Raw genomic sequence first — 13,075 nt, 5'->3', positions numbered from 1 at the left:
TCGATACGAGTCCGTGATGACCACGCATGACGACACCGCTCGACGCGCCATGGGCCTGCGCGAACGCCTGCTCGCGAGCTTCGCGCTGGTGCTCATGATCATCGTGGTGCTGGGCGGCTTCGCGGTGAACCGCATGGCGTCACTGAACGAGTCCGCCTCCGAGGTGTACGCCCAGGGCACGGTGCCGCTCAGCGCGATCCAGCGGTTGGAGATCACGTTCGGGACGTACACCACGAACTCGGCCGCCTCCGCCATCCCGGGCCAGCCGCCCGCAGTGCACGCCACGATGGTGAAGCAGGCGACCGAGGCGTTCACGTCCATGGGGCAGCAGCTCGACGCCGCGGAGAAGCTACCGATGACCGCCACGTCGCTGGCGGCGCTGGAACGGGTGCGCGCCGACTACACGAAGTTCGGTCAGATCATGGCCGACACCGCGGCGCAGCAGGCGCGCGGCGCGGCCGGTGACCCCAACGTCGGGCAGACGCTCAACCAGCTCAGCCTCGACATCGCGGCCGCGCTGACCGAGGCGGGCGAGTCGGAGCAGCAGGCGGCGAAGACGCACGCCGACGAGGCGGCCGCGGCGTACGAGAGCGCGCGGATGTCGACGTTCGCGATGCTGGCGATCGGGGTGGTGCTGTCGATGACCCTGGCGCTGCTGACCGCACGGAGCCTGCTGCGGCCGCTGCACCGGGCGATCGACGTGCTCGACCGGGTGGCCGACGGCGACCTGCGGGTGCGCGTGCCGGTCTCGGGCGGCCGAGAACTGGCGCAGATGGGCGCCGCCGTGAACCGTTCGCTGGACTCGATCGCCGACGTGTTGCGGCTGGTCACCGGCTCGGCGACGCAGTTGGCGGACGCGTCGCAGCGCCTCACGACGGTCGCGGGCGAGGTGTCCCGTTCGGTCGACCACACCGTGGAGCAGGCGAACGTCGCGTCGAGCGCGGCCGGTTCCGTGTCGAGGAACGTGACGACGGTCGCGGCCGGCGCGGAGGAGATGACGGCGAGTATCCGGGAGATCTCGCAGAACGCGGCCGCGGCGGTGCAGGTGTCGGCGGACGCGATGGCGGTCGCGGCGCAGACCACCGAGACGGTCTCCAAGCTGGGCGACTCGTCGGCGGAGATCGGCAACGTGATCCGGGTGATCACGGCGATCGCCGAGCAGACGAACCTGCTCGCGCTCAACGCGACGATCGAGTCCGCGCGCGCCGGCGACGCCGGCAAGGGTTTCGCGGTGGTGGCCGGCGAGGTGAAGGAACTCGCCCAGGAGACCGCGAAGGCCACGGAGGACATCTCCCGGCGGATCACGTCGATCCAGGCGGACACCTCGGGCGCGGTGGAGGCGATCTCCCGCATCTCCGAGGTGATCAACAAGATGAACGACTACCAGACCACGATCGCCAGCGCGGTCGAGGAACAGACGTCCACGACCAACGAGATCGGCCGCAACGTCTCCGACGCGGCGGACGGTTCGCAGCGCATCGCCACGAACATCTCCCAGGTCGCCGAGGCGGGACGGGCCACGACGGAACGGATCAAGGAGGCGCAGGACGCCGCCGACGAACTGGCCCGCATGAGCACCGAACTCCAGCAGGCCGTGGGGCGATTCCACGCATGAAAGAAGGCCGGCCATCGCGGCCGGCCTTCTTCCGAACGTGTCCTACTGCTGCGCGGGCGGCGTCTGCGGGATGACCTGCGTCGGCTGTTCGCTGACCGGCCAGCCGCGCGGCGGCGGAGCGGCCTGCGGCGGAACGTCCGGCGTGGCCGCGGCGCCCGACCGGCGGGCCGTACCCGTGGCCTCCGTCGCCGGAGTGGCCGAAGTCGCCGGCGTGGCCGGAGCGGTCGAGGCCGGCGTGGCGACCGGGGTCGTCCCGGGCTGCACCGGCTCCTGGTCGAACGACGTGCGCACCGACGCCGGCGCCGGCGTGGCCGCACCCGCGTACACCTGGCCGGCCATGGCCTCCTCCATGTCGCGCTGACCGGCCGAGTACGCCTTGGCGTGCTCCGCGATGGTCTGCGACTCCGTCCGCGCCCGTTCGAGCATGCCCTCCCAGCGGGACTGCATCGGCTTCACGAGCCCGCCGCCGACGCCCACGATGAGGATGCCGGCGACCGTGGCCAGAACGGCGATCAGGACCGGCATGGTGACCGTGGTGGCCACCCCGATCTGGTTGAGCGCGGCGATGACGCCGAGCCCGACGATGAACCACGAGGCGACGTTCGCCAGGATGCGCCCGTAGGAGAGGCCGCCGAGCGCACCGCTGATCATGTCCTTGACGGCCGCACCGATAGCCGCGGCGATCACCACGATGACGATCGCGACGAACGCGTTCGGCAGCCAGGCGATGACGTCGTTGAGCAGGTCGGAGACCGGGTTCGGCCCCCACACGCCGAACGCGAGCTGCAGCGTGAACAGCAGCACCGCGTAGTACACGAGCTTGGCGACGATGTCGCTGGCGTCGTACTTGCTGTGGGCGAGCGCGGCGCGGATGCCCCCGCGTTCCACCACGCGGTCGAACCCGACCCGTTCGAGCACCTTGTCGACGACCTTGAGCAGGACCTTGGCGACGATGTAGCCGACGACCAGGATCAGCACGAACAGGAGCGCCTTCGGCAGGAACAGCAGGATCGTGCGCAGCATGTCGCTGAGCCCGCCCTGCACGTCCACGCTGGACGCGGCGAGGATTTCTGACATTCGGTTCCTCCAGGGGGACGTCACGGGAACGTCTCTCCGGTACCCCCCGGGTCATCGACGAAAACCGGATGTCACTCCCCGGACGGGATGGTCCGCGCGGGCCGGCCCTGCCCAGAGGCCGGCCCGCGCGCGGTACCCCGACCGGTCACCGGCCCCCGCCGGTGTACCGTGCCCCGGCCGTCAGCCGCAAGCCTCCCCATTCAGCCTGAACAGCTCGGGTACCGGCGCCACGGTCCCGACGGGATCCGTGGCCGCGAACAGGACGGTCGCCGACCCCCTGGGCCGCAACCGATCGTCGTCGTGCAGCGTGAGCGTGGCGCCCTGCTGGGTGCTGGTGGCGCCGACGGCCCCGACGACCCGCTGGCCGCCGGTGAACGCGAACTCGACGGTCCAGCCGTCCACGGTGCGACGGCCGGTGTTGGTGACGGTCAACGCGACGACCTGGCTGCCACCGGGCAGCTTGAGGGCGTGGTAGTCGACCCGGCAGGCACCCGCGGGCGGGAGCTTGCCGCCGTTGCCCTGGTCGGCGACGAAGCCCGCGACCCAGCCCAACGCCGACGCCCAGTTGATCGCGATCTCGTTGGTGGACCAGGACTGGATGTCGTCGATGTAGCAGAACTGCGGCGTGTCGACGCAGCCCGCGAGCTTGTCCGCGGCGGTCGGGTCCCAGGTGGACGACGCCGAGTTGGGGCCGCCGGCGATGCTGCCCACGGGCGGCTTCGGCATCGCGGGCGCAACGGAGTGCGCGAACCAGCGGCTGTGCATGCGTTCGGAGTGGTGCTCGCCGTAGCCCGTGACGTAGGACTGGTTGAGCGCGTTGCGGCCGAGCAGGTAGTCCATGCCCCGCACGACGGCGTCGCGGTAGGTGGCGTCGTTCGTCAGGTCGAACGCGGTCGCGATGACCACCAGGTTGTTGAGCACGAGCTGGTTGGAGCCCCAGTCGAAGACGTTGTCCGACGGCGCGTACGTGAGGGACCACGGGCTGGTGCGCTGGGTCGCCAGGTACTTGCGCGCACCGTCCACGACGGAACGTCGCACCCGCTCGCGGTCGGGCAGCGCGTTGGGGACGGTTGCCAGTTCGAGGCGGGCGAGCTGGGCGACGTGGCCCCAGTCGAACCCGCGCTCCCGCCACACGTCGGCGGTGTGGTGCATCGAGGCCATCACGTCGGCGGCGTACTGCGAGCGGCCGGTGGTCAGGTACAGCTCGGCCGCCGCCCAGTAGAACTCGTCGCTGACGTCGCGGTCGTCGTAGGGGCCGCCGCCGGGCGGGTTGTCCGCTCCGCCGGGCGCGTAGACCGCCGGGTTCGCCTTCGCCGCGGCGTACGCGGTCTCGGCCGCCTTCTTGCACCGCGCGGCGAACGTCGCGTCGTACGGCGCGAACAGCCGGGCGCACTGCGCGGCGGTGGCCGCCAGGTTGAGCGTCGCGGCCGTCGACGGCGGGTGCAGGAAGCGCCGCTGCGGATCCTCGTGCGGGTACAGCGGAATGCCGGTCCACGCCTCGTCGTGCACCTTGTGGTGCGCCATTCCGGCGAGCGGCTTGCCGGCGGGCACCTGCATCTTCAGCAGGAACTCCAGCTCCCACCGGGCCTCGTCGAGAACGTCCGGCACGCTGTTGCCGGTCTCCGGCAGGCGCAACGCGCCGTCCTTCGCGGGGGTGGCGCTGCGCGCGGTCTTCGTGCGTTCGAACGAACTCATCAGCTGGTGCACGGCGATGCCGCCGTTGACGACGTACTTGCCGTGGTCGGCGGCGTCGTACCAACCGCCGGAGACGTCCAGGGTGTAGTCGCAGCCGGCCTGCCAGCACCCGACGTTCGTGTCGCCCTGGTTGGGGCTCACGCCGACGTGACCGGCGGGGCGGCCGTAGCCCGGGGCGATGGCGTCGTCGATGGCGATACCGCTGCGCCACGGGTAGTAGACCGAGAGGGCGTCGGTGCGCAGCTTCGCGTACGGCGCGGCCGACAGGTCGAACGGGTGGCTGGTCTCGCCGTCGGCGACGAGCGTGTAGCCCGTTCCGGTGCGGGTGTAGCGGGTGAAGTCGACGGTGTGCACGTTGAGGCCGGAGGTGCGTTCGGTGCCGGCCGGCGTGGAGCGTCCACTGAGAACGGTGGTGCCGGTGGCGTCCTTGAGCTGCCAGGCGACCGGTGTCGTGGCGGTCGTGACGAGCGTGGCGGCCTTGGGCCCGTTCGGCAGGTAGCCGACCTGGTTGACGCGCACGCGCGGGCCGGTGTCGGGTTCGTACGGCGGGATGACGGCGCCGCCGGTGAGCGAGACGTCGTCGAAGCAGAACGTGAAAGGTTCAGCGCTCTTGCCGCCGACCTGGAAGGCGAACTGCCCGGCCGGGTTGTCCTCCTTGCCGGCGAACGTGTACTCGTACGTGCGCCGCGTGGTGTCCACGGGCGGGTCGGTGACGCCGCCGAGCGACTCGAGGTAGGTGGCGCTGTTCTGCACGAGGACGCGCGCCACGATCGGCACACTCGCGTGCGCCGTGAACGACAGCTTGTACGTCTCGCCGTTGACGATGTCGATGTTGTCCTGGCCGACGATGACGTCCCAGGGGTTGACGGTGCCGCCGGGCCCGGAGAGGCACAGCTCGCCGTCGACGACGGAGATGGGGGCGTTGGCGGTGGACCACCAGTTGGCGGTGCCGTTGTCGAACGTGCCGTTGACGATCTGCTCGGGGCCTTCGGCCCAGGCCGGCGGTACGGCGATCAGCGCGCCGACCAGACCTCCTGCGAGCGCGGCACGCGTGAACGGTGAACGCGTCACGAAAACTCCTCACCGGATTGGCGGTTCCGGTTGTGGGTGGCGGGGCGCTGGGAGCGCTCCCAATGGGGGTGGTGAATATTTTTGTGCGTCTCTCCACCGCTGTCAATGAGCCGAAGAGGCAGCGCGCCCCGATACTGATCTCGTGGCCACCGAGGAGGAGACCGAACGCCGCGCCGAGCGCGAGGCGGAACCTGTGGGCGTACCACGCTGGGTACGCGCGATCCTGATCTACGGCGCGGCCGTGTTGGTCGCCTCCGGCGTGATCTGGGTGCTGACGATACTGCTCGGCCTGGTGACCCCGGTCGTTCTGGCGATCGCCGTGGCGCTCCTGATGGCGGCGCTGCTGCAGCCGTTGGTGCGGCTGCTGTGCCGGCTGAGGGTGCCGCGCGGCCTCGCCGCGTTGATCGCGGTGCTCGCGGCCGTGCTGGTGGTCGCCGGCACGCTCGCGATCGTGGCCGTCGCGGTCACCAACGAGGCACCCGCCCTGGCCAAGCAGGCCACGGAGGGCGTGCGCGAGATCCGGGACTGGCTGGTCGAGGGGCCGCTCGGCCTGAGCCAGGACCAGCTGGACTCCCTGGGCAAGCAGGCCGGCGAGCGGGCCCGCGCACTCGGTGCGGCGTCCCTGCGCGGGGCGGCGACCGTGCTGGAGATCCTGGGCTCCACGCTGCTCGCCCTGGTGCTGCTCTTCTTCCTGCTCAAGGACGGCCCGGTCATGTGGCGGTTCCTGCTGCGGGCGGTGCCGGAGCACTCCCGCGCGCGGGCCGACCGGGCGGGGCTCGCCGGCTGGCAGACGCTGGGCGGGTTCACCCGCGGGATCGTTCTCGTGGCGGCGATCGACGCCCTGGGGATCGGCCTCGGGCTGTGGATCATCGGCGTGCCGCTGGCGATCCCGCTGGCGCTGCTGACGTTCTTCGCCTCGTTCGTGCCGGTGCTGGGTGCGACGGCGGCGGGCGCGGTGGCCGTGCTCGTGGCCCTCGCCGCGAACGGCTTCACCGACGCCCTGCTCGCCCTCGGCGTGGTGCTGCTGGTCCAGCAGCTGGAGGGGAACCTGCTGGAGCCCCTCATCATGAGCCGTGCGCTCGCCCTGCACCCGGCCGTCGTGCTGGTCGGGGTGGCGGCCGGGGGACTGCTCGCCGGCGTGAGCGGTGCGCTGCTCGCGACGCCGCTCATCGCGGTGGCCTACCGCGTCGCGCTCACCTGGCGCGAGCCGGCGGAGCCGCTGCCCGAGGAGCAGCCACGGGAGCTACCCCTCAAGCAGGACTGACAGCTCGGCCGCCCGGTTGAGCAGCGGCCAGTGCCAGCCGGGCAGTTCCGCGTACGTCCACTGTGGACCGACCATCAGCCGGAAGAACGGGACGGTGGCGGCCATGGCGCGCACCTGTTCGACCGTGAAGCTGGAGAAGACGCCGTGGCACGGGATCTTCTCCCACGCGCCGGTGAGCCGGACCGGCGCGGTCGCGGTGGCCCACGGCTGGGGCGTGGCCAACGAGGAGAGCCGCGCGAGGTCCACGCCGTCCTCACCCTCACTCACCGAGGCCCACGGCGGCGGCGGGAGGAAACCGTCCGTCGGCTCCTGCGGCGCGCCGGCCGAACGAGCGAAGTCGTTCTGGGAGACGCCGTCGGGCAGCGGGCCGGTGTCGACGTAGACCAGGCGGGAGACCAGGTGCGGCAGCCGGTCGGCCACGCCGGTCACGACCTCGCCGCCGTAGCTGTGCCCGACCAGCGTCACGTCGCGCAGTTCGCGGTAGCGCAGCAGGTGGGCGACGTCGTCGATGTGCGTGTCGAGGTCGACGTCCGGCCGGGCCAGGTGGGCGCGCTCGCCGAGCCCGGTGAGCGTCACGGGGTGCGCCTCGTGGCCGCGTGCGCGCAGGTGGGCGGCGACGTCGCGCCAGGCCCAGCCGCCGAGGAAGAACCCGGGAACGAGTACGTAGGTCGTCATGCGTTCGACGCTAGGCTCATATCCGGGCAGGATCCGCCCGGATTAGGGAGAAACCTTGACTCGGCCCACGGCGCGCGTGCTCGCCCTGCTGGAGCTGCTCCAGGCCGGTGGCGCGCACACCGTCGCCGCGCTCGCCGGCCGGCTCGGCGTCGACGAGCGCACCGTTCGCCGGTACGCCACGCACCTGGCCGACCTCGGCATCCCGGTGGAGGCGCGCCGCGGGCGCTACGGCGGCTACCGGCTCGCGCCCGGGTACAAGCTGCCGCCGCTGATGTTCACCGACGACGAGGCGGTGGCCGTCGTGCTCGGCCTCGTCGCGGGTCGGCGGACCGGGCTGGTCACCGACGCCCGCGCCGCCGTCGACTCGGCGCTCGCCAAGGTCACCCGGGTGCTGCCGCGCAGCCTGGCCGGGCGCGTCGACCCCCTGCTGTCCGCGCTCGCCTTCACCGCTCCGGAACGCCCGGCATCCCCGCCCGGCACCGACGTCCTGCTGACGCTCGCCGGAGCGGCCAGGGAGCAGCGCACCGTCACCCTCGCGTACACCTCCTGGGACGGGCGTTCGGGGGAACGGGACCTCGACCCCTACGGCCTCGTCTTCCACACCGGCCGCTGGTACGTGACCGGACGGGACCACCGGCGCGACGCGGTGCGCACGTTCCGGCTGGACAGGATCGGCTCCGCCCGCGCCGGAACGGCCACCTTCGAGCCGCCGGCCGACTTTGACCCCACCGCGCACGTCATGGCCGGGCTGGCCGCCGTTCCCTATGCGCACGAGGTGTCGGTCGTGCTGGAGACGGAGCTGGCCACGGCCCGGCGGCGGCTGCCCGCGACGGTCGGCACCCTGGCCGAGGTGCCGGGCGGCGTGCGCCTGACCGGCCGCGCCGAACGCCTCGACGGGATGGCCCAGCTGCTCGCCGGACTCGGCTGGCCGTTCCGGATCGAGCACCCGGACGCGTTGCGTGACGAGGTCCGAATACTGGCAAGATCCCTGGATCGATACGCAGGGTGAAAAGAATTCCGGCTCCTTTGCGTACTGTCTTCGCGTGAGGGTGTGGATCGGAATCAGCGGCGTACTAGCCGTTCTGCTAGTGGCTTTCGGTGGGTTGCAGGTCGCGTTGGATCCGGAGGCGATGCCGTTCCTCCTCGCGCTTGGGGTGCTGTTCGGCCTCCTGGCGGTGGCCCTGGCGATCGTGCTCTGGCGCAAGCGCAGCGGCGCGTGGGAGCGGGACAGCGTCGTCGGCGAGATCTGGTTGCGGAACGTGGCCACCGAGGAATCGCGCGACGGCACGCTGAGTTACCGCATCGATGCAGAACTGGCGCTCCCCGGCCGGGCCGCCGCGCACGGCCGGTATCTCGCGCAGATCCCGCCGTACCTCGCCGCGCAGGCACAGCCCGGGGCCCGCTTCGCCTGCCGGACCCTGCCGGAAAACCTGACCCGCGTGCTCGTGCAGTTCGAACCCGCCCGACCGGACCGCTGGGTGGAGTTCATGCCGCCCTGGGCCGGGGATCGGGTGGTCCGTTCCGGGTAACCGCGATCACGTTGTGGCCGCCCTCCGCCGACGGGTACTGTATCGATTCAGAGAGCGGTATCCGAGGCGGGAGGTGACATCGTGGGAGCGACTCTGCAGACCGTCGCCGACCAGGTCGGTGTCTCCCGCAGCACCGTCTCCAACGCCTACAGCAGGCCGGACCAGCTCTCCCCGGAGCTGCGCGCCAGGATCCTCGCCGTGGCCGAGCGGCTCGGCTACCCGGGGCCCAACCCGAGTGCCCGTTCGCTGCGGCGCGGCAAGGTCGACGCGATCGGTGTGCTGCTGACGGCCAACCTGTCGATGGCGTTCCGCGACCCGTACGCGGTGGCGTACCTGCGCGGGCTTGCCGAGGCGGCCGAGCAGCGCAAGACCTCGCTGCTGCTGATCCCGCTGCCGCACAACGACCAGGAGGGCGCGCTCGACGCGGTGCGCAACGCCGCGGTGGACGCGTTCTGCGTGTACTGCGTGCCGGACTGGTTCAAGGCCCTGGAGATCATCAATTTCCGCGGGCTGCCCGTGGTCGGCGGCGAGGACCCGGCGATCACCGGACAGCTGTCGGGCGAGGTCGGGTTCGTCGGCATCGACGAGCGCAAGGCGGCCCGCCGGCTCGCGGCGCACGTGGCGGCGCTCGGACACCGCCGCGTGGCGCTGATCGGCCACTGGATCACCGACACGTCGGTCACCGGTCCGGTCGACGTGCACCCCGACGAGCTGCGCTACTACGTCAGCGGCGAACGGGTGCGCGGCTTCCGCGACGCGCTCGTGGCCGCCGGCGTGGACCTCGCCGACGTTGTCCTCATCAACGCGGCCGAGAACGACCGCCTGGTCGGCGCCGAGGCCGCCGGGCACGCGCTCGACCGCCAGGATCGCTGCACCGCGATCCTCAGCACGTCCGACGTGCTGGCCCTGGGTGTGCTGGACGCGCTGGCCGTGCGCGGACTGCGGCCCGGGCGGGACGTGTCGGTCACCGGCTTCGACGACATTCCGGAAGCCGCCGCAGTCGGCCTGACGACCATCCGCCAGCCCAGCGTCGAGCGGGGCCGGATCGCGGGGGAACTCCTCCTCGACCCGCCCGCAGATCCGCAGGCCCGGCACCGGGTACTGCCGACCACGCTCGTGGTCCGCGCGACCACGGGTCCGATCAACCAGGAGTCGTCATCGTGAACATGAACAATGACCCGATCATCGCGGGCATGCGCTTCCTTACCCGCGACATGTACTCGGCCATGCCGGACGCCCCCGTGGTCCCGCACCGCGCCGGCAATCCCCGAGTACGCCGTGCCGCCGCCCGTGCACTTCGACGCATGGCCGAACGCATGGACCAATGACCTGATTGTGGGGTGGTAACGGCAGCGACCCAGGCCCGGGTCGTTGCCGGGGGTGAAAGGGATGGCGGCGACCTGGGTGGGGTCGCCGCCATCCGCCGTTTCACGCGCTCTGTCTGACGAGCAGTCCGGTGACCAGTTCGCGGAGCAGGTCCAGGCCGTGCTCGCTCAGGACGGACTCCGGGTGGAACTGCACACCGGCGTAGCCGGGGCCGCGGATCGCGTGCACCTCGTTCCCGCAGTCCAGGGCCGTGAAGCTGGCGTAGAAGCCGACGCGCTCCGGCCGCCCGAAGAAGTCGATCTCCCGTTGCAGGCCCTGATAGGTGTCGTCGCGGCGGACGAGTTCGAGGCCGCGCAGGCCGCACAGCAGCTGGTGGCCGAGGCAGACGCCCAGCGTCGGCAGCCCCGCGTCCAGCCGTTCCTTCAGCAGGGCGCGCAGCCGCACGATGCGTTCGTCCACTGTGGAGCGTGGGTCGCCCGGCCCCGGGCCGAACACCACGAGGTCGTACCCGCCGGAGTCGGCGGTGTCGTACGGCCGGACCGTCACCGTCAGGCCGAGCGCGCGCAGTTGCAGCGCGAGCATCCCGGTGAACGTGTCCTCCGCGTCGATCACCAGTGCCGTGCCGAGGTGCGGCGGCGCGGCGGCCGGCCGCTGGTCCAGCCAGAAGCGGGCCAGGTGCTCGTTCCGGGCGGCGAGGACCTCCGCGATGCCGGGCAGAGTGGTCAGGTCGGGATCGATGCGCTCGAAAGAACCCTCCACTGTGGACACGCCGGAGCCGCGCCCGAACGCCGCGAGGATCCCGGCCGCCTTCGCGCGGGTCTCCGCGACCTCCCCGGCCGTCGTCGAGTGGCGCACCAGCGTCGCCCCGACCGGGATGCGCAGCCGCCCGGCGGCCGAGATCTCGGCCGTCCTGATCAGGATCGGCGCGTCCAGCGTCTGCCGGCCCGCCTCGTCCAGCCCGAGCAGCGCCAGCACCCCCGCGTAGTAGCGGCGGCCGCGCCGCTCGTGCCGGGCGATGACGCGGCAGGCGTTCTCGACCGGGCTGCCCACCACCGTCGGCGCGAACATCGTCTCGCGCAGCACGTCCCGCACGTCCAACGTGGTGCGGCCGGCCAGCAGGTACTCGGTGTGGTGCAGGTGCGCCATCGGCTTGAGGTAGGGCCCGACGACCTGACCCCCGCCCTCGGCGACGGCGGCCATCATCTTCAGTTCCTCGTCGAGCACCATGTACAGCTCCTCGGCCTCCTTGGGATCGGCCAGGAAGGCGCGCAGCCCCTCGGCGTCGGGGCCGCCCGCGGGGTGGCGGTAGGTGCCGCTGATCGGGTTCATCATCACCAGGCCGTCGTCGACGCTGACGTGGCGTTCCGGGGTGGCGCCGACGAGCGTGCGGGTGCCGGTGTGCACGAGGAACGTCCAGTACGCACCGCGTTCGTCGCGCAGCAGCCGCCCGAACGCCGCCAACGCGGCCGCCACCGGGTCGCCGAGCACGTCGGCCTCGTAGGTGCGGTGGATGACGAAGTTCGCGCCCTCGCCGCGGCCGATCTCGTCGCGGAGCACATCCTCCACAGTGGATGCATAGGTCGCATCGTCCAGGTCGAAGCGGCCATCGCTCAGCGAAGGCGGGTCGAGCGGCGGGAACAGCGCCGGATCGAGCGTGGTGTGCGACTCCACGCGCAGGCACTCCAGCGGGACCCCGTCGTCCACGTGGTCGAACCCGCGCTCGGCCACCTGCCGATACGGGATCACCGCCAGCGACGGCAGCGGGATGTCCGCCAGTCTGTCCACAGTGGACACGGTGCCGGTGATGAACTCGACGCCGTGGGAACGGCGCAGGAGCGCGAACGGGCCGGGCGGTGGCGTGAAAGACACGTGAGACCTCCGAAAAAGACGAAGGCCGCCTACGAGAACGACGAACGGCCGCCTCGAAAGGCGGCCGCGGGAAATACGCGCGAGGAAGGGGCCGCCGTCAGGCGGGCCACCACTGATTCCGTCGCGCGAACATGGTCGACACCCTACAGGGCTACTTCCCCAGCGCGTCAATACGCGCGACATCGTCGGAATCCAGGCTGAAGTCGAGCGCGAAGTTCGACTCGACGCGTTCCTTGCGCGAGGAGCGCGGGAGCACCACGATGTCGTGCTCCAGGTGCCAGCGCAGGATCACCTGTGCCGGGCTCACCCCGTGCTTCTCGGCGATCGACACGAACACCGGGTCGCTGAGGTCGCTGTCGTTGAGCGGGCTGTAGCCCTCGATCACCACGCCCCGCTCCCGGCTCTGCGCCAGGAACGCCGCGTCGTGCTTGGCCGGGCTCCACGGCACCTGGTTGACGGCCGGGGCCTCGCCGGTCGCCTCGACCAGTTCGTCGATCTGGGCGAGGGAGTAGTTGCTGACCCCGATCGACCGGGTGAGCCCGGCGTCGCGGGCCGCCCGGAACTCGTTCCAGATCGCGACCGACTCACCGTCGTTGCGCGGCGGCCAGTGCACCAGCCACAGGTCGACGTGCTCCACGCCGAGCGCCGCGAGGCTCGCCTCGATGACCTTGCGTTCCTCGCCGATGCGGTCGAAGTAGAACTTCGTCGTGATGAACACCTCGTCGCGCGGCACGCCGCTGTCCCGCAGCGCCCGCCCCACCTGGTCCTCGTTGCGGTACATGGTCGCCGTGTCGATGTGCCGGTAGCCGACCTCGAGCGCGTGCCGGGTCGCCTCGTACGCGGTCTCGCCGCTCAGTTGCCACGTGCCGAAGCCGACGAGCGGGATGGTGCCGCCCTTGATCTCCACCGTTCGTGTCATTCCCCATACATACCTCAGCCGTAGGAGACTATGCG

The 13,075-nt window shown here is 71.4% G+C and carries 11 protein-coding genes; 6 read left to right on the top strand and 5 right to left on the bottom strand.

Annotated features, from left to right (window positions below; translation table 11 throughout):
• Positions 1-16: 16 nt before the first annotated feature.
• Positions 17-1,615: a methyl-accepting chemotaxis protein gene (locus Val02_RS34230; RefSeq protein WP_203903433.1), complete on the top strand. Its 1,599-nt coding sequence runs from the start codon at positions 17-19 to the stop codon at positions 1,613-1,615.
• A gap of 42 nt (positions 1,616-1,657) precedes the next feature.
• Here the strand turns inward: Val02_RS34230 and Val02_RS34225 are convergent, their stop codons facing one another.
• Positions 1,658-2,692, bottom strand: a complete 1,035-nt coding sequence (locus Val02_RS34225) for a mechanosensitive ion channel family protein (RefSeq protein WP_203903432.1) — start codon at positions 2,690-2,692, stop codon at positions 1,658-1,660.
• Positions 2,693-2,872: 180 nt separating this feature from the next.
• Entirely contained in the window at positions 2,873-5,458 is a 2,586-nt protein-coding gene (locus Val02_RS34220) for a glycoside hydrolase family 9 protein (RefSeq protein ID WP_203903431.1), read from the bottom strand.
• Positions 5,459-5,600: 142 nt separating this feature from the next.
• On the opposite strand from Val02_RS34220, the gene Val02_RS34215 reads away from it, so the two are divergent.
• Positions 5,601-6,722, top strand: a complete 1,122-nt coding sequence (locus Val02_RS34215) for an AI-2E family transporter (RefSeq protein WP_203903430.1) — start codon at positions 5,601-5,603, stop codon at positions 6,720-6,722.
• On the opposite strand, the gene Val02_RS34210 is transcribed toward Val02_RS34215, so the two are convergent.
• Positions 6,702-7,397 carry an alpha/beta fold hydrolase gene (locus tag Val02_RS34210; protein WP_203903429.1) on the bottom strand — a complete coding sequence of 232 codons (696 nt, stop codon included), beginning with the start codon at positions 7,395-7,397 and terminating at the stop codon, positions 6,702-6,704. The genes Val02_RS34215 and Val02_RS34210 overlap by 21 nt on opposite strands.
• Positions 7,398-7,452: 55 nt before the next feature.
• Here Val02_RS34210 and Val02_RS34205 point away from each other — a divergent pair, with 55 nt between their 5' ends.
• The 4 genes from Val02_RS34205 to Val02_RS34190 all read left to right on the top strand — a co-directional run bounded on the left by Val02_RS34205 (position 7,453) and on the right by Val02_RS34190 (position 10,254).
• Positions 7,453-8,406, top strand: a complete 954-nt coding sequence (locus Val02_RS34205) for a helix-turn-helix transcriptional regulator (RefSeq protein ID WP_203903428.1) — start codon at positions 7,453-7,455, stop codon at positions 8,404-8,406.
• Positions 8,407-8,440: 34 nt separating this feature from the next.
• Positions 8,441-8,926 (top strand): hypothetical protein, encoded by a 486-nt coding sequence (locus Val02_RS34200; protein WP_203903427.1) that lies wholly within the window; start codon positions 8,441-8,443, stop codon positions 8,924-8,926.
• An 81-nt stretch (positions 8,927-9,007) separates the two neighbouring features.
• On the top strand, positions 9,008-10,090 hold the full coding sequence (locus Val02_RS34195) for a LacI family DNA-binding transcriptional regulator (RefSeq protein WP_203903426.1): 1,083 nt from the start codon (positions 9,008-9,010) through the stop codon (positions 10,088-10,090).
• On the top strand, positions 10,087-10,254 hold the full coding sequence (locus tag Val02_RS34190; RefSeq protein WP_203903425.1) for a hypothetical protein: 168 nt from the start codon (positions 10,087-10,089) through the stop codon (positions 10,252-10,254). The genes Val02_RS34195 and Val02_RS34190 overlap by 4 nt, the downstream gene beginning before the upstream one ends.
• A gap of 100 nt (positions 10,255-10,354) precedes the next feature.
• Here the strand turns inward: Val02_RS34190 and Val02_RS34185 are convergent, their stop codons facing one another.
• Together Val02_RS34185 and Val02_RS34180 are read right to left on the bottom strand one after the other, a co-directional pair.
• Complete coding sequence (locus Val02_RS34185) at positions 10,355-12,121, bottom strand: anthranilate synthase family protein (RefSeq protein WP_239153552.1); 1,767 nt, start codon at positions 12,119-12,121, stop codon at positions 10,355-10,357.
• Positions 12,122-12,272: 151 nt separating this feature from the next.
• Positions 12,273-13,040 carry an aldo/keto reductase gene (locus Val02_RS34180; protein WP_203903423.1) on the bottom strand — a complete coding sequence of 256 codons (768 nt, stop codon included), beginning with the start codon at positions 13,038-13,040 and terminating at the stop codon, positions 12,273-12,275.
• Between the last annotated feature and the right edge of the window lie 35 nt (positions 13,041-13,075).

The sequence above is a fragment of the Virgisporangium aliadipatigenens genome (genome assembly GCF_016863615.1).
GTDB lineage: Bacteria > Actinomycetota > Actinomycetes > Mycobacteriales > Micromonosporaceae > Virgisporangium > Virgisporangium aliadipatigenens.
Note: the sequence above shows the minus strand (reverse complement) of the source record. Positions and strands in the feature narration are given on the sequence as shown.